The 21,857-nt window shown below is 46.2% G+C and carries 10 protein-coding genes and 1 pseudogene; 8 read left to right on the top strand and 3 right to left on the bottom strand.

What is annotated here, in order from left to right; all coding sequences use genetic code 11:
• Window positions 1–75: 75 nt before the first annotated feature.
• Together NW212_RS01050 and NW212_RS01045 are read left to right on the top strand one after the other, a co-directional pair.
• Window positions 76–1,697: pseudogene (locus NW212_RS01050) on the top strand (IS1182 family transposase).
• Between the two features lie 253 nt (window positions 1,698–1,950).
• The gene (locus NW212_RS01045; protein ID WP_258336793.1) at window positions 1,951–2,601 is read left to right on the top strand and encodes a nitroreductase; all 651 of its coding nucleotides are present in this window, start codon (window positions 1,951–1,953) and stop codon (window positions 2,599–2,601) included.
• Here the strand turns inward: NW212_RS01045 and NW212_RS15330 are convergent.
• The 3 genes from NW212_RS15330 to NW212_RS01035 form a co-directional block, all read right to left on the bottom strand.
• Window positions 2,538–3,032, bottom strand: a complete 495-nt coding sequence (locus tag NW212_RS15330) for a transposase family protein (RefSeq protein ID WP_375337927.1) — start codon at window positions 3,030–3,032, stop codon at window positions 2,538–2,540. The two genes, NW212_RS01045 and NW212_RS15330, sit on opposite strands and share 64 nt — an antisense overlap.
• Window positions 3,007–3,474 carry a transposase family protein gene (locus NW212_RS01040; RefSeq protein WP_258336792.1) on the bottom strand — a complete coding sequence of 156 codons (468 nt, stop codon included), beginning with the start codon at window positions 3,472–3,474 and terminating at the stop codon, window positions 3,007–3,009. The genes NW212_RS15330 and NW212_RS01040 overlap by 26 nt, the downstream gene beginning before the upstream one ends.
• 131 nt (window positions 3,475–3,605) lie before the next feature.
• Window positions 3,606–7,634 (bottom strand): two-component regulator propeller domain-containing protein, encoded by a 4,029-nt coding sequence (locus NW212_RS01035; protein ID WP_258336791.1) that lies wholly within the window; start codon window positions 7,632–7,634, stop codon window positions 3,606–3,608.
• Window positions 7,635–8,129: 495 nt separating this feature from the next.
• Here NW212_RS01035 and NW212_RS01030 point away from each other — a divergent pair, with 495 nt between their 5' ends.
• From NW212_RS01030 to NW212_RS01005, 6 genes are all read left to right on the top strand, one after another.
• Window positions 8,130–11,303: a TonB-dependent receptor gene (locus NW212_RS01030; protein ID WP_258336790.1), complete on the top strand. Its 3,174-nt coding sequence runs from the start codon at window positions 8,130–8,132 to the stop codon at window positions 11,301–11,303.
• Between the two features lie 11 nt (window positions 11,304–11,314).
• Window positions 11,315–13,141, top strand: coding sequence for a RagB/SusD family nutrient uptake outer membrane protein (locus tag NW212_RS01025; protein WP_258336789.1), 1,827 nt, complete (start codon window positions 11,315–11,317; stop codon window positions 13,139–13,141).
• Between the two features lie 29 nt (window positions 13,142–13,170).
• Window positions 13,171–16,164 carry a SusC/RagA family TonB-linked outer membrane protein gene (locus tag NW212_RS01020; protein WP_258336788.1) on the top strand — a complete coding sequence of 998 codons (2,994 nt, stop codon included), beginning with the start codon at window positions 13,171–13,173 and terminating at the stop codon, window positions 16,162–16,164.
• Between the two features lie 11 nt (window positions 16,165–16,175).
• On the top strand, window positions 16,176–17,852 hold the full coding sequence (locus NW212_RS01015) for a RagB/SusD family nutrient uptake outer membrane protein (RefSeq protein WP_258336787.1): 1,677 nt from the start codon (window positions 16,176–16,178) through the stop codon (window positions 17,850–17,852).
• Between the two features lie 15 nt (window positions 17,853–17,867).
• Window positions 17,868–19,475 carry a glycoside hydrolase family 16 protein gene (locus NW212_RS01010; RefSeq protein ID WP_258336786.1) on the top strand — a complete coding sequence of 536 codons (1,608 nt, stop codon included), beginning with the start codon at window positions 17,868–17,870 and terminating at the stop codon, window positions 19,473–19,475.
• A 100-nt stretch (window positions 19,476–19,575) separates the two neighbouring features.
• Complete coding sequence (locus tag NW212_RS01005; RefSeq protein ID WP_258336785.1) at window positions 19,576–21,801, top strand: polysaccharide lyase 8 family protein; 2,226 nt, start codon at window positions 19,576–19,578, stop codon at window positions 21,799–21,801.
• Window positions 21,802–21,857: the final 56 nt, after the last annotated feature.

Below are 21,857 nucleotides of genomic sequence, written 5' to 3'. Positions count from 1 at the left end.
GATTTTGTATCTTTAAGTATAACAAATTTCACTATGACAAAGATACATTTTCGTCCTTACAATTCCAACTAGACAGTGCTTTTTCCCAAAAGAATAGATGAGGATATTGCAGAAAACGATCCGGTGCGTATGGTTAACGCTCTGGTTGAAAGCCTGAACCTTGAAAGTTTCAGGAAGTTATACAAGGAAGGCGGGCGCAGCCCTTATCATCCCCGAATGATGCTCAAGGTCATTCTGTATGCCTACATGAACAACATCTACTCCTGCCGGAAAATAGAAAGCCTCCTTCACCGTGACATCCATTATATTTGGCTGGCCGGATACGAGAAACCGGACTTCATTACTATCAACCGTTTCCGCAACCGGGTGAAGAAGGAAATCAACGAAGTGTCACCCAGGTTGTACTTCTGCTCTCTTCCAGGGGCTTCATCAGCCTGAACGTGGAATGACATTGACGGGACAAAGATTGAATCCAAGGCCAACAAGTACACGTTCGTCTGGAGAAAAACGGTTGAGCGGAACCGTGAACGCCTGATGAAGAAGATCCACGTCCTGTTGGAACAGATAGACGATGCCATCGCCCAGGAGAACTCATCGGAAAGCGATGAGGAAATAGCGTTCACTCCGGCCATGCTGACCGAAATGGCGGGAGAATTGCGCAGTGCGCTTGAACAGGTTCCCGAACCTTCCACCCAAGAGGGAAAGGCCGCGCTGAAAAAGACACGCAGGCAGCTGAAAGAACTGGAAAGCCACAGGGACAAGCTGCAGGAATACGACAATCATCTGAATACCCTGCAAGAGCGGAACTCCTATTCAAAGACCGACAAGGACGCCACTTTTATGAGGATGAAGGAGGATGCCATGCGCAACGGTCAGACGAAGCCCGGCTACAACCTTCAGATCGGTACCGAGAGCCAGTTCATTACCGATTTTGCACTCTTCCCCAACCCTACGGATCACTGACCATGATACCTTTCCTGCAGTCTTTCTTAAACAGATATGGCAGGCCTGCCCATACGGTGGTCGCCGATTCAGGGTACGGTTCTGAGGAGAATTACCGCTTCATGGAAGAAAACAGCACGGAAGCCTACGTCAAATACAGCCGCTTTCACATGGAACAGCGGCCGAGATTCAATCCGGACCCGTTCAAGGCAGAAAACTTCCACTGCAATGAAGAGCATGACTTCTGCATCTGTCCCATGGGACAAAAGATGCGGAGGACAGGGACCAAACGCGTGAAAACCGCATCCGGATATGTCAGCGAAAATGCCAGGTACAGGGCCGTCAGATGTGAGGGATGCCCGCTGAGATGCCGATGCCTTAAAGCAAAGGGGAACAGGATGATTGAACTGAATCACAGGCTCAGGAGATACAGGCAGAAAGCCAAAGGGCTGCTCTGCTCCGGGGAAGGTCTGAAACACAGGGGGCAGAGATGCATAGAACCGGAAGCTGTGTTTGGACAAATGAAAAACAACATGAACTACAAGCGTTTCCGCCATTTTGGGAAGGACAAGGTCTTCATGGACTTTTCCTTCTTTGCCATTGCCTTCAATATAAAAAAGATGTGTGCAAAGATGGAAAAAGAATGTATTGGCCGGCTGACTGAACTGCTTTATGGGCTTGCCGCCGCCATATTCAGATGTTGGAGACACATAAATCAGAGAAAGCCACAAAATATCGCAGCTTATAGTACATGAACCGATTTTATGGCTAACGAAAAAAAGAAGGTGTGCTTTTTGACACACCTTCTTTGTTGTTTCTTGTTTGGGGAATTCTTAGACAGGAAGTGCAACGCTTGGGAGTTGCTGCTGTTTCGTTCAAGTCAATACCTGCATTTTGTGGGTGAAGGATCCTTTTCAATTGTTAAAGTTTGGCTTTACGCGGAATTTAAATTTTCATCTTTGGCAAACTTAGGTATATTTGCGGTGAAACTAATAAATGTGTGAGCCTATGAAAAAACTGAAGACAGTGGCGATGGCTGCATTGCTTCTTCCTTTTATTGCATGCGGGGGAAACAGCCAGCAAAATTTGCCTGCAACCGAAAACGTGCAGGACAGTACGGACAATCAAGTGATTGAAACAATTATGGCGCGGCGCAGTATCCGGCAGTATAAGCCTCAGCCTGTTGGTCGCGACACTATGCAAATAATCTTGAATTGTGGAATCAATGCTCCAAATGGGCAGAACAAGCAGTCGTGGGCAATCCGTGTGGTTGACAATCCCGAGTATATCAATGGAATTACAGAGATTTACAAGAAAAAGAATCCGAAGGTTGCCGATGACTCTTCGTTCAAGAATATGTTCCGAAATGCGCCTACTGTGGTATTTATTGCCAGTGACAAGTCGTATGGCATGTCGCAGATAGACTGTGGGCTGTTAGGTGAGAATATGGTGCTTTCAGCCTGGTCAATGGGAATCGGCTCCTGCTGCTTGGGCTCTCCCGTCCGTTTCATGCAGACAGAACCTGAAGCTGCTGATTATCTGAAGCGGCTGAATATTCCCGATGGTTACGAATTGCTCTATTGCATAGCTTTCGGTTATCCGGACGAGGCTCCCGCAGCCAAGCCGCGCGATCCGGCCAAGATTATGTTTGTGGAGTGAGATTTGTGGAAACAAGTGTTTCCATGTGAATGGGAAACGGCGGGATATAAGAAGCATCTTGCCGTTTCTTCAACAAAAAAGATAATACGGCATCTTTCCATACCACCTATGACATGCTCCACTTTAATCCTGGTTCCGGAAATCCGCCTGTTCCCTTGTTTTTCAACAGTAGCAAGCTCTTTTCCTTTAGGTTTCTTCTTGGGCATGCATGTTTCAACCCCATCCGGTCTGTGTCCGATGGAACCTGTATCTTGCCAGAGTCTGATGCCTTTGGGGAGTAGAAGAGGCTCTTCATCACAAATCTTTTTGTCATGGACGTGGCCTTCGTATGTGGAGCTCAGCCATACAATCCTAAGATTGTTGGTACATAGCAGGTTATTCTTTATGCTATGAGTTTTTTTGCCACTATAGCACAGACTGCCAGTCTTCATCCAAAGGGCGTTGAACAGGCCGCTCGGTTCCGTCCAACAAGACTTCTTCGCATCCCTGAAGAATGTGTATCAGACGTTTGGAGTTACGGTCCGGCAATTCACCGAGCGTTTTCAATGTGCGCCGGAGAATCTCCGAAAGAAGGTGAATCCATCTGTTGGCCTGGGGCTGGATCATCTCAAACTGAATGGCATGGAGTTCCTGAAGGGGATTGGCCTTCAGATATACCAGTATGAAGAACATTTTGTCCTGAATCAGAGGCAACACACTGGTCTTCCTGTTGTAAGATATACGCTGGCGCACTTTGCCTTCCAAGGTAAAATGGCTGTAATATTCATCCCAATGGTACTTGAAAGTTATTAGCAAGGCATCAAACTCAACAGGAGTTAATCCTGTCGCAGCAAGCACCTGGCTATGACGGTAGCAAATCTTGTCGTAATACATCAATTGAACTTTTTAGACCACAAAGATAAGTCAAAGATTATTCGATATAAACTCTATTTTACTCTTTGCTGACACATCCTTTTTATGTTGCGTGTATATATTTTGTGCCCTCTGTCATGTAAAATGAAGGGTCATTTCTCCGACTGTATCTTGCGGAACTCTTGTGGAATTATGTGGTATTTCTCTTTGAAACATTTGCTGAAGTATCGGGGGGTACTGAATCCCAACCGGTCGGCAACCTCGGATATGGTCAGTTGCGGTTGTGAAACCAGCATATCCGCTGCTTTCTTCAGGCGCAGGGACATGATAAACTCGGAGGGGGTTTCTCCTGTTATCAATTTGAGTCTGGTATATAGCTTTGTTCTCGCCATGTTCATTTTTTCGGTCAGTGCATTCACTTTAAAGTCAGGATCATCGATGTGCTGTTCGATCATTTCTGTCAGTTGTTTCAGGAATAAGTCTTCCGATTCGCTGGTTCCTAAGATTCTAGGAGCTGTATACGGTTCTTTGCTGAAATGCTCCCTTGTCATGATACGGTTATTGACAAGGCTGTTGCAGCGCGATAACAATACATTCACGTTGAACGGTTTGGTTATATAATCGTCTGCTCCGTATCTGAATCCGGCAATCGTGTGCTCAGGAGAAGTTTGAGCCGTGAGCAAGACGACGGGAATATGGCAGGTTTCTATGTCCCGCTTTATGGCTTGGCAAAGCTGGGTGCCTGACATCATAGGCATGAGAACATCGCTGATTACGATGTCGGGATGGTCAGACTTTACCATTTCAAGTGCTTCTTTCCCGTTTTTTGCCGTTATGATTTCGTAAAAAGGATTGAATACATTATCCAGCATCTGTCGCAGGGAATCATTGTCTTCTACCACCAGCATTTTGTATGGTTTCGCATTCGGATAATCTGTCGCTTTTTCCTTAGCAGGCAATACAGCGAGCGGTTTCTGCTCCGGATCAGTAGTCGCTGTTTGTTCCACTGCATAGTTTTCCGGTGTTCCGTTGTCCAATTCTTCTGGGGTGAAATGTGCATTTCCGTTTTTCAGGTGTATGCAGAAAGTGCTTCCTTCTTCCGGTTCACTGAACACTTCAATGTGTCCGTGGTGAAGTTCGATGATTCCCTTCGTGAGGGCCAGCCCGATGCCCGTTCCCGATGAAAAAGGAGATAAATGTTCTGTTTGATAAAATCTGTCGAAAATCTTCTCTATGTCTTCAGGACGTATTCCGTCCCCATTGTCTGTTACCTCAATGAGTATTTCTTGATTCCTTTTCTTTATTGAAACTGTAATGCGTCCGCCTTCCGGTGTGTGTTTAAAGGCGTTTGACAAAAGATTGTTGAAAACTTTCCGCATTTGTTTCTCGTCATACCAGCAAAGAATACTGTCGCATGTTTTCTGGAAATCGAATGTAATCTTTTTCTGGGAAGCATATTCTTGAAATGCAAGAAAGGTCGTATATAAGAATTTGACAATATTGTGTTCTTTTACTTTGATGTACATGTGTCCTTGTTCTTGTTTGCGGAAATCCAGCAGTTCGTCAATAAGTTCTTTGAGCTGAAGGCTGTTTTTGTATACACTTTTCAGCTTGTTGTGCAGATTCGGGCTGAAGGACTGCATGTGCAGGATGATTTCCATTTGACTGATTATAAGTGTCAGCGGAGTTCGGAATTCGTGCGATATGTTGGTAAAGAAGCGCAGTTTGCTTTGCGTCAGTTTTTCGACATCATCCGTATGCTGTTGTTCGTATTTGAGCATCTCTTGCAGTTTGATCCGGTGCTTGTAGACCCTGAGCAACCAGAATACGGTAGCCGTAATGCAGAATGTATAGATCAGGTATGCCCAGAAGCTCCGGTAGAAAGGGGGAAGCACTTGTATTTTGAGCTGGCTTTCTGCGGTGGTCTTCCCCGATTTATCTTGTGCTTTGGCTATTAGTGTATATGTTCCTGGGCTGAGATTGCTATATGTTACGATGCGCTGTTCGTTCATGAGATTCCATTGGTTGGAAAATCCTTCTAGCCGATAGTAGATTACGTCTTCGTTGAACGGAAGGTAATTGGTTATCGCATAGCCTATTTGGAAAAGGTTCTGTTTTGCATTGAGAGTTATTTTGTCTGTATTTGAGAGGTTGGCCGACAGGATGCCGCTTGGGTCGTCCACTGCTATTTCTTGGTCATTGACAATCAGACGGTCCGGAAACAAATTATATGTTCCGGACGGTTCTTCGAGGCTGTTCGGTCGGAATGAAATCATGCCGGATACACCCCCGATGAAAATTTCTCCGTCTTTGCTTCGGTAAAGTGCGTTGCTTTTCAGAAAGTCCAGTGGAATATTGGCATAGTTGGTGCATGTCTGAGACCGGCAGTCAAAGATTGAAATGCCTTTGTCGGTAGTCATGAGCAGGCTGTCTGGAGCTAGCTCGCAAATATTATATACGACATCACTGAGCAAGCCGTTTTTTGCGGAATTGAAATTTTCAAAAGAATTGTTTGAGCGGTGGTACATGTCAATGCCGTTGTCGTTGGTGCATAGCCATATTCTTTGCCTGCTGTCTTCAAAGATGGAATTGATGAGGTTGCTGCTGATGCTTTGAGCTGTTTTGTCATCGTGCTTATAATGGAGCAATTTTTTACTTTCGGTATTGTATGTGCATACTCCGTCGCGTATATTTACAATCCATAAAAGACCGGTCTTATCTAAAAGCAGTTGAGATGGTGACATCGTTACCATTCTGTCTTGTTTGTTGCTGATCAGCGGTCTGCATTGGCCGCTTCCCGGATGAAAGATGTTTATCCCGTTGTGTGTGGCAAGCAGCAGATGATTCTTGTACGGAATGATGTCAAGCACAATGTCGGAGGATATAGATCTGGGATTGTTTGCGTTATGGCGGAAATGTGTAAACTTCCCGTTTCGTAGATTGAGCTTGTTCAGGCCACCCAGATGCGTTCCGAGGTACAATTCTTGGCGCAAGGAGTCATAGTAGATAGCTTTTATGTTGTTGCTTGAAACGCTAAGAAAATTGTCTTCCTTCCGGAACCATTTGAACGTGTGCGACTTGCGGTTATATTTGTTGAGTCCTCCTCCTTCTGTGCATATCCATAGATTGTTTTCGTTGTCCTCAGTCATCCGGCAGATAACCCCTGAGCTAAGTCCGTTCTTTTCTTGGATGCTTATGTGGTATTCGTGGTAGGGTTGTTGTTCTTGCGGGTTGAAGTAATTTATACCCCCATAAAATGTGCCGGCCCAGATTGTACCTTGAACATCACAATAAAGGCTCCATATGGACGGATAACTGAGTCCTTTTCCGGATGTTGCCGGAGTGTAGCATACGAATTTGTTTTTCTCTCTGTCGTAAAGAGTCAGGCCGTTGATGGTTCCTATCCATATGTTGCCTTGTTTATCCTCACAGCAGCAATGGGTAAAGTTAGAACTCAGGATATTGGGCTTGCCTTTATAGTTCTTTATATTGCGGATTTTTCCATTTTGTATAATATAGATTCCTGAACCGTCCCTGCTGTTGGTTATCCAACAAGTTCCATAGCTGTCGCAGAAAATGCTTGTCACATTTCCTTGGGGGATGAGGTGGATGAGCTTCTTATGATGGAAAAGATAGAGTCCGTTCTGCTTCGTTCCGACGAGCATGGAGTCTTCTTTTATGGATAAGGAACTGATGTGACATTCCTGCGGAAGTTCGCGGAATGGTTTGAATTCATGTCCGTCGTATCTGAATATCCGGTTTTTGTGAGCTAGGTATAGAAATTTATTAAAGATCAGGCAGTCGGCTCCTTCTCCGAAGATGGTGGAGAACTTTTCCTTATTTAAGTCGTAAGCGGAAACCCCGGTCATCGTTCCGAAGAATATGCAGTCTTCTTTGTTCCCGACAATATATTTGACATGGTTGTCGCAAGGACCGTTGGAAATGCTCCTGCTTTTTTGGTATGTCTTGATGCTGTTTCCGTTGTAGAGATTGATTCCATTGGCTGTGCCGAACCACATAAGTCCTCTTTTGTCCTGATAAATGGAAGTAACGGAATAGTTGGATAAGCCGTCGCTTTTGTCTATATGTCCAAATGAGAGATGCTGTGCCTGGCTTCTCGTCAGTCCGGCTGTAAAAAGGGTGAAGCACAGAATTATATGGATAAAAAAGTTGTATTTCATAGTTTTCAGAAAAAGTTGTGCTTATTTAGGTTGCAAATATAATAAAAAAATTCTATAACAAATAAGGCGGACAATCTTCTTTAGTCCCGTACCCAATTTGCCGGTATGCTTTTATATTCTATATTCCTGCACTTGGACTTTACGGTCCGGGTACGTGAACCGTAACGTGTGCCGTGGAACTCAAAAAATCCTCGAGGGCAATCGATGAATGAGTGGGATTAGAATATTCCGCCCGGTTTGTACCTGATAATTGCCGTTCTGAAGCAGTTGCCGAAGGTGTATTATTTGTGTGCGGAGGTGCATTATTCGTACATGCAGGAGTCTGTTTGCCGGTGATGTCTGTTTATGCACCTCTTTTTGTATGTATCGCTCGGTCCCTTTTGTTTTTCTCCTTTTATATTTGTTTACAAATAATAAGAAAAGCACTCACCTTAAGTGTATGGAGAACAGTTTCAGGATAACCTTAAAATTAATCACTTTTAAAATCAAAATGTTATGAATGAACCAAAAGAAAAATGCAGGTACAAGCTTCGTCTGTGTGTCTTGCTGCTGATGCTGTGCTCAGCTGTTTATTCATTCGGGCAGGCTACAGTCAGCGGGAAGGTGCTGGATGGAGCGGGCGAGCCGGTCATTGGAGCCTCGGTAAAAGTAAAGGGCACTTCTTTGGGAGCAATTACAGACTTGGACGGTATGTTTCAGGTTACGGTAAACGATTTGAAAAAGGACGTGCTCGTTGTGTCTTATTTGGGGTATGAAACACAGGAGATAGCTTTGCGGGGCCGGAAGACGGTAAGCGTAACAATGTCCGAATCTTCTGTTGCCTTGGATGAGGTGGCGGTAGTGGCCTATGGCGTACAGAAGAAAGAAACGCTTACGGGAGCCATTGCTTCTGTCAGTACGGACGATCTGATTCAGTCGCCGAATGCTAGTGTGGCCAATGCGTTGGCCGGAAAGATTACAGGACTTTCTTCTGTGCAGACCAGCGGTCAGCCCGGTGCGGAAGATCCTAAACTGTTCGTCCGCGGTATCGGATCGCTGACTGAGAGCGGAGCTTCACCTTTGGTGCTGGTGGACGGTGTGGAACGCAGTTTCTTCCAAATGGATCCGAATGAAATCGAAACCCTTACCGTTCTGAAGGATGCTTCGGCTACCGCTGTATTCGGAGTGAGAGGTGCAAACGGTGTGATTCTGGTCACCACCCGTCGCGGTAAGGAAGGTAAGGCCAAAATATCGGTAAACTCTTCGGTCGGTGTGCAGATGGTTACACGTACATTGGAGATGGCAGACAGCTATACTTATGCGACCATGTACAATGAATTGCAGAAGAATGACGGACGAACGGAGAACTTTGAGTTTAACGACTATGCATTGGAACGTTTCCGTTTGGGGGACGAGCCTCTGATTTATCCGAATATCAATTGGCGCGAGTATATGACGAACAACGCGGCCATACAGACCCAGCACAATCTGAACATTTCGGGAGGTACGGACCGGGCGCGCTACTTCATTTCATTGGGTTATCTGTATCAGGACGGTCTGTTCAAGGATTTTGGCCAAGAGAATTTGGGGTATAAGTATAACCGCTATAACTATCGTGCCAATCTCGATCTGGATTTGTCAAAATCCACAACATTGAAAATAGGTATTGGTGGTATTGTTGGCGACAAGTTGCAGCCGACAAACAACAGCTCGTTGTGGAAATCAATCAACTGGTCACAACCATTCGCTTCTGCAGGTGTCATTGACGGGGACGTGATCGTAACTCCTCAAAGATTCCAGAATATCAAGATGTCCAATCCTATCGGTGAATATTATGGAAGGGGATATCATCAGAGTATATCCAACACGATGAATCTGGACCTTCATCTTGTGCAGAATCTTGATTTTTTGACCAAGGGATTGTCGGTTGAAGTGAAAGGTGCCTATAATACGGACTATACTTACACGAAAAGACGCGAAGGGAAGATTGAATCTGTAGAAGCTTATTATCAGTCGGAACTGGACGGTTCTGGACTGTCTCCTGCCGATCCAGGCTTTAACAAGAACATCGTTTATTTGGTTACTGTTCCTACTTCTGGTGAGTTTTCCGAGAAGTTAAACTATGCGGAATCGGTTTCACGCGGACGAAATTGGTACTTTGAAGCCAGCATCCGCTATGCGCGCAAGTTCGGCGACCACAATGTAAGCGCGCTGCTTCTGTATAACCAGGACAAGAAATATTATCCTTCCCAATGGGCGTGGTTGCCTACGGCATATGTAGGTTTGGTTGGCCGTGTCACTTATGATTATAAGTCGCGTTATCTGGCAGAGTTCAATATCGGTTATAACGGTTCCGAGAACTTTGCTCCTGACAAGCGTTTCGGTACGTTCCCCGCCTTTTCTTTGGGATGGATCGTGAGTGAGGAGAAGTTTATGAAGAATCTGCATTTCCTCGATTTTCTGAAGATACGTGCATCGGTCGGTTTGGTCGGTAATGATAACATGAGCAATGCCCGTTACCTGTATCTGCCAGACAGTTATAAGGTTGACCAGTTGGGCAGTGTAGACAGCAGTTGGAAAAACTACCATTGGGGCTATAATTTCGGCTTGAACAACTCCACTGCATTGAAGGGAGCGGTTGAAAGCCGTCTGGGTAATCCTGATGTGACTTGGGAAACGGCTTTGAAGCAGAATTATGGAGTTGACATGAATTTCTTGAAAAACCGCTTAAAAGTGAAGGTGGATGTTTTTCGTGAGAGTAGAAAAGACATCTTGATCTCTCGTCAGACTATTCCGGGGATGACTGCTTTGACCTCTGATCTGCTGCCGGTGGTGAATATGGGTAAAGTGAACAACAAAGGTTATGAAATTGAAATCGGCTGGTCTGAGCGGGTGAACGAAAACTTCGATTATTATATTAATGCGAACGTTTCTCATTCGGAAAATGAAATCGTGTTTCAGGATGAGGTGGAACCGAATGAACCTTATATGTGGCATACCGGACAGCCGGTCGGCTCTATATTTGGTTATGTAGCCGAAGGTTTTTATTCTGAAGATGACTTTACGGCTGACGGAGAACTGAAAGAGGGTTTGCCCAGGCCTACGGTTCCCGTATATCCGGGCGATGCCAAATACAAGGACCTGAACAACGACGGTTCGATTGATGTGGAGCATGATATCACGAAAATCGGTTTCTCGGAAAATCCGAACTATACGTTCGGTCTGAACTTTGGGGCAAGCTATAAAGGCTTTTTCTTCTCCATGAACTGGACGGGAACAGCCGAGCGTTCGCTTCTGCTGGCTGACCATTTCCGCAAGCCGTTCAACAATGAGTCACGCGGTCTGATGCAGTATCAGGTAGATAACCGCTGGACGCCCGAAACGGCTGCTACGGCAACACAGCCCCGTTTTTCTTTTAACAGTTCCAGCCATAACTCTGCAACTTCCACGCTGTGGGTGAAGGACGGTTCGTATCTAAAGCTGAAGAATCTGACAGTAGGCTATAATTTTACCGGATATTCCGGATTGAAGAAAATCGGCATCAGCCAGTTGGGATTGAAATTTACTGCCTATAATCTGCTGACATTCGACAAGTTTGGCATTATGGATCCGGAATCGAATCCGGACCTGTATGGTGATACTTATCCGGTGGTTAAGATATTCAACTTCGGTGTCAACTTAACTTTTTAAATGATACGATTATGAAAAAACATATAATAGGATATTCCTTGTTGGCTTCTCTGGCCTTTATGAGTTGCGAGGACTTTAAGTTCGGTGACAAGTTTCTGGAAAAGCCGATAAGCGATGAAATGAACATAGACAGCGTTTATGCCAAGAAGGTATATGCTGAGCAGGCTTTGAATCAGGTCTATCATTCGTTGCCTGACTTTATGCCGCATAACAACCGTTTGAATTGGGGTGTGCTGGAATCAATAACGGATTTGGCGGACCATAACAAGGCGGGAGGTTCACTATACCACAAGGGTACGCTGACATCTTCTGAATCAACAGGAAGTGCTTATTCCATGATGTACAATGAGGAGCATGGCGAGTTCTCGGCCACGTATGGCATTCGTCAGGCTTATATCTTCTTGGAGAATGTTGACCGGGTGCCGGACATGACCGAAGAAGAGAAACGCATACGCAAAGGAGAGGCGAAGATGATCATTGCCTATCATTATGTACAGATGTTCCGTAACTTGGGCGGTATGCCTTGGGTTGATCATGCCTATAAGCCGGATGATGACATGAATATGGAACGGATGACGGTGGAGGAGGCTGTCCAGAAAATTTGTGCGCTGATCGATGAGGCGGCCGAACTGCTGCCTTGGAGTGTCAGTGCTGCCGATGACGGGCGTATGACGGCCGCAGGAGCTTTGGCCTTGAAATCGCGTCTGCTGCTTTTTGCTGCTAGTCCGCTGTTCAACAGTAATGAACCTTATATGGCAGGGGAAGCTGCCGACAAGCATTATGTATGGTGGGGAAATCAGGATAATGCCCGCTGGCAGGATGCTTTGGATGCCGGACTGGATTTTCTCCGCAAGAATCAGGAAAATGGAGAGTTCTACAAGCTGGTTGATACAGGGAATCCCCGGAATGACTTTTATACCGGTTATTTTGAACGTTATAATAAGGAAGTACTTATCTCCAGCCACCGCTGGATCAGATGGGACTTGAATGGAAATGCCATAAATCAGGTTCGTTATTTGGTTTGTACGCCGACTTTGAACTATGTGGATATGTTCCAGATGAAAGACGGAACGGAGTTCAGCTGGGACAATCCCGATCATCGTGACTATCCTTTCTTTGATGCGGATGGAAACGAGTTGCGTGATCCCCGTCTGTACGAAACAGTGGTTCTGAACGGCGACAAGTTTTGGGCTCGTGAGGCTGAAATCTATCAGGGAGGTCGCGAACAGCCAAAGTTTATGGGGGGAGGACAGAACTGGCGCTGGGCTGCTCAGGGATATACAGGCTTTGCTATGCGCAAGCACGTGCAGGATCAGTTGAATGAGTTGCAGAACAAGTTTTATCAGTGTCCGTTGATGCGTCTTCCTGAGGTTTATTTGAATATTGCTGAGGCTATGAATGAGTTGGGCATTGCAGAGCAGCGGGATGAGTTCGGACGTACAGCTTATGATTATGTCAATCTGGTGCGGGGCCGTGTGGATATGTGGCCGTTGACTCCGGAAAGGGCCGCTCCGGGAGAAGCCCTGCGTGAAGCGATTTTGAAAGAACGTGCTTTGGAATTCGGCTATGAAGAGGTGCGTTATTACGATATTGTCCGTTGGAAACATAAGGATTATTTGGACGTGCCTTTGCGGAGGCTTGAGATTTATCCGGATTATCTGGATCCGGATGACAGCAAGAAGCCGGTGAAACAGCGTCATTTCCGTTATGAAATCAAGGAAGGTATGGAAAACCGTCGGGTGTGGGTTGAGGAATGGAGTAACCGCTATTATCTGTGTCCGATTCCGCTGGAGGAAATCAACAAGAAGTACGGGTTGGTTCAGAATCCCGGATGGTAAGAATGAATGATAAATAAAAGATAGTAACAATGAGAAAGAATTATATATTGGCTTTGAGTTTTGCAGCCGTATCGTTGTCGGCGGCGGCTCAGCATACCATAACCGGAACCGTGAAAGACAGTCGGGAACTTCCCGTATTGGGAGCAGTGGTTTCTGTTGTCGGGAATCCGGGTAAGAGCGTTCTGACAGATCAGGACGGTGCCTTTGCAATCGAGGCCGAGCAGGGTGATTATATAGAAGTGGTTTATGCGGATTGTCGCAGCAAACGTGTGTGGATTGATTCGCCTGTGGTGAATGTCAGTCTTGAATCACGGGATGCGGCCATTGAGAACCGGGGAGTCTTACGTACAGCGGAAAACCAGACACAGTCGATTGCGACCCTGTCAGGAGAAGATATCTGGAGGAATTCTACCCCAGACATAAGCAATGCCTTATACGGATTGATTCCGGGACTGACTGTACAGCAGAATACAAGCTATTCAAGTGGAGGGGCCAGTTTGTCCATTCATGGTCAGATGGGGCGGTCACCTCTTATTGTTGTTGATGGGATTCCCCGTAATCTGGAATATCTGAATTCGCTGGAAATAGAAAGCGTATCCGTATTGAAAGATGGAGCGGCTACAGCGCTTTGGGGAACAAGAGGTGCCAGCGGAGTAATTATGGTGACAACGAAACGCGGACAATATAAGGAGCGTGATATTGATGTAAGCTATACATACGGCATGGGAATTCCTGTCAATGAGCCGGAATTTGTAGACGGTTATACATATGCCCTGATGAAGAACGAGGCTTTGTATTATGACGGATTGACTTTGCAATATGACCAGGCCGCTCTTACCGCTTTCCGTAATGGATCTAACCCGGACTTGTATCCTAACGTGGACTGGCTGGATGCTGCACAACGCAAGCATTCGGTAAACAATCAGTTCAATATTTCTTTCCGCGGAGGAGGTGACAAACTGCGCTATTATACACTGATCAACTACAAGAATGATTATGGCATCTTAAGCAAATCATGGAGCAAATCATTTACGGAACGTTATAATTCGCAGATGCGTAAATATGATCTGAACGTGCGGATGAATCTGGATGTTGATGTAACCCGGTATACGAAGGTGGCTTTATCTATGTTCGGACTGTTGCGTGAAGAGAATCGTCCGAACATTACGGAAGAGAATATTTATGCATCTCTGTATCACACGCCAGCATCGGCATTTCCTATCCGTACGACTACGAATTTATGGGGAGGCGATGAGATGTTCGGAAAGAATCCCATTGCGCAGATTGCGGATGTGGGATATTATAAGACAAACCGCCGCCTGCTGCAATCTGACTTGCGGATTCTTCAGGATTTGTCGATGTGGACAGAAGGGCTGAAGGCTGAAGTCGGGATTGCATACGATAATGATGCAGTGTTTCAGGAAACAGGAAGCAAGAACTATGATTATGAAATCAATACACCAGTCCGTTTGCCGGCTACCGGCGATTATACGTCCCGCAAAGAGGTGAGGGGTGATAACAGTGCCTTGTCTGTATCGAACACTGGGCTGAACAGCCAGTTCATCCGTCTGGTAATTGATGCGAAGGTTGGTTATGATCGTGCGTTCGGCTTGCATGGTGTGACCGGAACTTTGCAATACCGTCAGGAGTCTTATACTCCTATGGGACGCAACAATACACGCAAGCGTCAGTCGTATATCTTTACAGGAGGATATAATTATGCTGGAAAGTATATGCTTGATGTTGTGGTGAACCGTAGCGGCACCAGTGTGCTGAGTGATGGAGATAAGTTCCGCACTTATCCTGCGGTATCTGCCGGTTGGATAATCTCCAATGAAAACTTTATGAAGAACCAGTCTGTATTTGACTTTCTGAAGTTGCGTGCTTCATGGGGACGTTCCGGAAACGATGACATTGCATATGACTTGGACGAACGCTTCTGGATTACCGCGGGAGGTGCACAGTTCCAGAATCCGCCAGTGGGTTTCGGAGGAATAATCGCAGGAACGCTTCCGATAACAGATCTGACTATTGAGATGTCTGACAAATATAATGTAGGCTTGGATTTGGGTATGCTGAACAATCGCCTGTCGTTAACTTTCGACGGTTATTATGACAAGAGAAAGGATATGCTTGTAGACGGGACCAACATGTATTCAGCCGTAATCGGAACCGGAATTCCCCAGCAGAACATTGGACAAATGAATGCGAAAGGCATTGACCTGGGCGTAAAATGGGCGGACAAGGCCGGACGTGATTTCAATTATTATGTGGGAGGTACATTCTCCTGGCTGAAGACTGAGGTAGAAGAAAATGGAGAAGGATACCAGCCCTACGACTATCTTTCTAAGAAAGGTGACCGCGTGGGCCAGTGCTATGGACTGGAGGCTATCGGTTACTTTAATGATTGGGAGGACATCAACAACAGTCCTTCGCAACTGTTCTCAGATGTGCGTCCTGGTGATATCAAATACAAGGACCAGAACGGTGACGGACGCATTGATGACTATGATGTTGTGCCTATCGGATACTCTACTACGGTTCCGGGAATCTATTATGGCATCAACCTTGGATTTGAGTATCGTGGCTTTGGAATGGACATGGTATTTCAGGGAGTAGGCCAGTTCAGCAAGATGCTTAATGTGCGGAGTGTATATTGGCCCATGCGCAATGGTAACAGTAATTTGACACAGTGGTATCTGGAAGACAATATACGCTGGACCGAAGACACAAAGGATATTGCTACGGTGCCTCGTCTGACAACGCTTGACAATGCGAACAATTTCCGCAACAGTACGCAGTGGCTTGAAAACGGTTCTTATTTTAAGCTGCGCAACCTGAATATCTATTACAATTTGCCGGACAAGTGGGCTAAAGCGATGAAAATGGATAAATGCCAGGTATATGTCAGAGCCAATAATCTGTTCTCGATCGATCATATAAAGTATATGAACTGCGAGGACCTGACGATAAACTATCCCGATATGACTTCCGTCTATTTCGGATTGAACATTAACTTCTAAAGAACAATGCTATGTTAAGAAAACAATTGATTTATATACTGATGTCTTCCGTCGGCCTCGTTTCCTGCAACTATCTCGATTTTGATGAGTCGCAGGGAATGGACAAGTCGGACGCTTACGGCTACTTTAACAATGTTACCCGGCTGGCTTCGGCTGTTTACCGTGAGGTTCCGGAAGATTATGGAGTGATCAGTAATGCACTTCGCGAATCGGCTACGGACAATGCTGTATACACTTGGAGCAGCAATGCCGTATATAAGATTTATTCGAATGCCTGGAGTCCTATCAATCTGGTAGATGACAAGTGGGGAACGTATTATGGGGTGATTCATGATGCCAATTCGTTTCTTGAAAATTATTCGGAGGACAATCTGAAACGTTTTGAGTGGGATCCCAACTATGAAGACAATCTGGCAAAGACCGAGATGTACAAGCATGAAGTGAGAGTCTTGCGTGCGCTGTATTATTTTGAACTGGCCAAACGTTACGGAGATGTGCCTTTGCTTACTCGCACTTATTCTCTTGATGAGATAAATTCGGTTACAAAAACATCTTTTCAGGATGTGATAGCCTTTGTTGCTGAAGAATGTGCGGCCGTGGCGCCGGAATTGCCTTTAGACCAGGCGGACTTCTTTAATGAAACAGGGCGTGTGACCCGCGGGGCTGCATTAGCTATCCGTGCTCGCGCATTGCTGTATGCGGCAAGTCCGCTCTTTGCCGGAACGGGCGACGCTTCCGCAAAATGGGAGGCGGCGGCCAAGGCTGCGTACGATGTCATTGGGCTGGGCAAATATTCCCTGCCTTCCATTGCTTCCGACCCGCTTTACAATGCAGAAGGAGGAAACATTGTGCTGAACAGTCCGCAGCTGATTTTCTGGACGGAAAACAATGAGGACAACACGTTCGAGGCGAACAATATGCCTATAGGATTTGAGGGGGCTGAAGGAGGAACAACTCCGACACAGAACCTGGTAGATGATTTTGAGATGAAGGATGGCACACCGTTCGACTGGAACAATCCTTCGCATGTGGCGAACATGTATTATGACAATGCAGGCAATCCCACTCGCGACCCTCGTCTGTATCTGACTGTTATCGGTGACGGGATGACTTGGATGGGTGTGCCGGTTGAACCACTTGCAGGCGGAAGGAATAGTGCTTCGATAGATGGAGGAACTCTGACGGGATATTATCTGAAAAAACTGATGAACGAGAATGTATCGCTCGATCCTGTTACGCCCGTGAAGAAATATCACCATTATCCGGGTTACCGTTATGCGGAAGTGTTGCTCAACTATGCAGAAGCAATGAACGAATGGCAGGGTCCGGACTATACGGATGAGTATTGTGTGAAGTCTGCGCGTCAGGCACTTAATGAAGTGCGTGCGGCAGCAGGAATGCCTGCGGTAGTGGCTTCCGGCCAGGCGGAGTTCCGTGAAAAGGTGCGAAAGGAAAGACGCATTGAACTGGCTTTCGAAGACCATCGTTTCTGGGACATCCGCCGGTGGAAAATAGGTGAGGTGGTGCGTAACATCTATGGTATTGAAAAACTGAACAACGCTTATACCCGTGTACAGGTGCAGACCCGTACCTGGGAGGACAAGATGTATCTCTATCCGATACCTCAGAATGAGGTGTTTGTGAACAGAAATCTCACCCAGAATCCGGGATGGGAAGTTGCGGAATAAAAAAGAAAGTAGCGTATGAAAAACAGAATAATTCTCGGACTGTTCCTGTGCACGCTTGTTATCGGGTGCAAGGACGATGATTTGAACATGGACAGGATTTATGTGACCCATGTGAAAGAAAACGTATACGAGGGCTATCAGCTGGTGTGGTCGGAGGACTTTTTGGGTGAAGGCCTTCCGTCCGCTTCTTCCTGGACAGCCGAAGAGGGATATCAGAGGAACAGCGAACTGCAGGACTATCTCAATGATGTGTCTGCGGTGAAATTGGATAGCGGAAAACTTGTGTTGAGAGCATTTGCTGATCCCCATGACGGAACGAATGCCTATACAGGCGGAGCTTATCATTTTGATTATTCTTCGGGATCGGTCATTACGCGCGACAAAGTTTCATTCGAGCGCGGACGGATCGATATATCAGCAAAGATTCCCGTTGGAAGAGGCTTGTGGCCCTCCATCCGTCTGCTTCCGGCTACCGATGAGTTCCCGGGTGAATATGCGGCTATTGATTTGATGGAATATGTATGGGGTGATGACGCGGCGCATTCTACGGTAAAGTCTGCCTTCCATACTTCGCAGACCGAAAGCGGCGCTTTGGAAACATTGCCGGAGGCAAGTACGGCGATGGATGCCTTGGACGAACAGTATCATCTTTATTCATTGGTATGGACCAAGCGTCAGATGGATCTTCTGATTGACGACAATGTGGTAGTTTCCTATGCAAAGGAGGATATGGATGCCGGAGCAGATGTATGGCCTTTCGACCAGCCTTTCTATTTGGCAATCAGTTTGGCTGTAGGCGGAACTGAAGGTGGAAACTGGGGCGTGGACACATCGGTTTTTCCTGCTGAGATGAAGATTGACTATGTGAACTATTACCAGCTTGCAGGTGATGAGCCTGATGAGGAAGAGGAAGAAGAAATCTTCGTCCCTGTTGAAGTTGTAAAGAATGGCGGTTTTGAAAGTGCATTTGATGCAGGGAAGGAGCCGGCAATCGTACAAGATAATTTGTGGACGGATTTTTACGCTCGTGCAAACACATGGTCGGTTAAGGGGCCTAAGAATAATACAACGCTGGAAGTTGTGGAAGAAGATGGAGGGCATTCCTTGAAATACGCTACAACAGCTCCTAATAAATGGCAGACATTCTTGCGTTATCCGATGCAGAATGTGTCGGCTGGCAAGTATCGCTTGGGTTTTTATGCTAAGAGTGACCGAACTGAGAAATCGCCATTTTATGCTTATGTCGCTTTTGCAAGCACGGAAGATAATCTTGCTTTTGCAACTAATAACAAATGTCCGGATTTGTTGGATTGCATTTATATTGATGAAAATGGCACGCAGTTTGTAATAACTAAAACAAATGCAATAGCAGACGGTCAGGCAAAGACTTTGTGGCCTGTCTTGACAGGAGAAGCCGGAACGGAATGGACCTATTATAGTGTGGATGTAGATATTCCGGAAAATCAGTTGGTTATGGTTGGTGTCTATATGCATGAGGTATGGAAGTACGAAGAGTCTGATGCCAGCACGAACAAGTCGAGCTTCGTTGGCAAGGATACAAAACCGGTTAGCTTCTGGCTTGATGACGTTTCCCTGAAAACAGTTGACCCGTCAGAAGAATAAATTTGACCGCTCATTTTTCCGGAGATGTACTGATATCTCCGGGGAAATGGGCCGGGAAAAAACATTAACTTTATAGTGAAAACTTTAAGAACAAAAGAATATGATGCGATTGAGATATTTGTGTATCCTCTGCGGCTCTGCCTTTCTTTTGGGCGGACTTTCGCAGACGCTTGTTTCATGCAGCGATGAAGACCCTATAACGCAGGAAACTCCTCTTCCCGACGAGGGGGAAGAACCCGAAACTCCAGACCCTGCTTTTGTAGAAATGTGTCAGAAGATGATGGGAAGAGTGAAGGATGAAAACCTTCCTTCTACTCCCACGGGAGCCGATGCGAATGCGCAGAAGTGGATGGGGCAGATCACGGAAAACGGTTCGTTTTCAGATATAGACTATTCTTCCACCGCCTATACTCCCGAATGGGTTCCCTTGCAGCATGTGAGCCGGCTCAAACCGATGGTACAGGCTTATGTGACAGAAGGAAGTTCGCTCTATGGCAACGAGGATTTGTATAATGCAATAGTAAACGGTCTGACTTATTGGAATGTGGTGCGTCCTGCAAGTGATAACTGGTATCACAATCAGATTTCCGTTCCGCAAGATGTATGCGTGCTTCTTATATTGATGCGCTATGGAGCAACAGCTCTTCCTGAAGATTTGGAGAGTGACTTGCTCGAATGGTTTGTAGAAGATGGGGGAAACCCGTCGGAACAGACAGGAGCCAACAAGTCGGATGTCGCCCTGCACTGGTTCTATCGCGGATGCTTGCAGTCGGATAAGGAAACAGTAGATTATGCAGTGTTTCATACATTCCGCCCGTTAGATCAGGTGAATCCGGGTGAGGAAGGAGTACAATACGACTATTCTTACTTCCAGCACGGAGCACAGCTTTACATCGGAGGTTATGCTCCTGTAATGCTTAGTGGGGTGACTCGTTTGGCAACTTATACTGTAGGTACTGACTATCCTCCCACGGCTAACCAGTTGCGTACGCTCCATAGCTTCGTGTGCGACACTTATCTTCCGAGTATTCGCGGACATGTACAGTTTTTCAACGTCGTGGGAAGAAGCGTGAGCCGTGCAAATGCGCTCAATTGTACTACCTTTACCCGCACTTTGGAAAAATTGAAACAGATTGATCCGGAGCATGCGGCTGATTACGAGCAGGGAATTGCTCTGCTGAACGGAAGTGCGGATTACACTTCTCAGTCCGGCCGCCTTGTCTATCATTATATTGGTGACTATCTTGCTTATCAAGGTCCTGACTATTCTGTGGGATTGCGTCTTTCGTCTAACCGTACTTCCCGTTGCGAGAACGGTAATCTGGAGAATCTGAAAGGATATTTTATGAGCGACGGTTCGCTTTCGCTGGGTGTAGAAGGGGATGAATATTACAATATCTTTCCTGTGTGGAACTGGACACGTGTGCCAGGAGTCACTTGTCCGCAGGTTAGCGAAATACCTTTGGCTGCCGAATGGGGCGTACGGGGAGAAGCCGACTTCTGCGGAGGATTGTCCGACGGAAAGACCGGACTGGCCGGATTCCGCTCCATTTATAAGAATGACGGGCTGGATATGTCAGCGCGCAAGGGATATTTCTTCCTTGATGGCCGTATCGTATGTCTGGGAAGCGATATTCAGGCTGCGATGTCAGATCCGATCAATACGGCGGTTGAACAATGCCTTGCAGAGGGAGATGCGGTATATTCTGTCGGAGGAGCGGAAACAATGGTCGCTTCCGATGTTACAGATCAGCCTGTAGATTATATCTGGCATCGGAATGTAGGTTATTTCTTCCCTGTTGAACAGAAAGTAAACATAACGAAAGGAAGCCGTTCCGGCTCATGGTTCGACATCAACGAATCGCAGAGCAAGAATGCTGTAAGCGAGGATGTATGCACTATCTGGATTAATCACGAGAACCCTACAGCTGAGGCTCCGGCTACGTATGCTTATATACTTGTTCCTGGCATCGGAAAGTCGGCTATGCAAACGTATAACTGTAATGTGGACATTATCAGCAATACGGCGGATGTGCAGGCGGTGAGTGACTCTCGTGACGGAACGGTTGAGGCCATATTCTATAAGAAAGGAGAGATAAGTCTGGACGGGCTGCTCATTACGGTGGACAATCCGTGTGCACTGATGATAAAGAAATCGGGTGAAACAGCGTTTGACGTTTCTGTTTCGGATCCGGCACGCAATCTTTCCACATTGACCGTAACGGTAGAAAAGAACCGCAAATCTCAGTCATATACATTCACTTCGCTCAATGAGGAGAGAGCTTATCGTGGGCGGACACATACTGCACAGATTGTGCTTGATTGACAGCATTGAGGTTTTATAGCGTCTTTTGAAAAGGGCACGGAGATATAAGCGTCTGC

The sequence above is a fragment of the Bacteroides sp. ET225 genome (genome assembly GCF_024733745.1).
Taxonomy (GTDB): Bacteria; Bacteroidota; Bacteroidia; order Bacteroidales; family Bacteroidaceae; genus Phocaeicola; species Phocaeicola excrementipullorum.
Note: the sequence above shows the minus strand (reverse complement) of the source record. Positions and strands in the feature narration are given on the sequence as shown.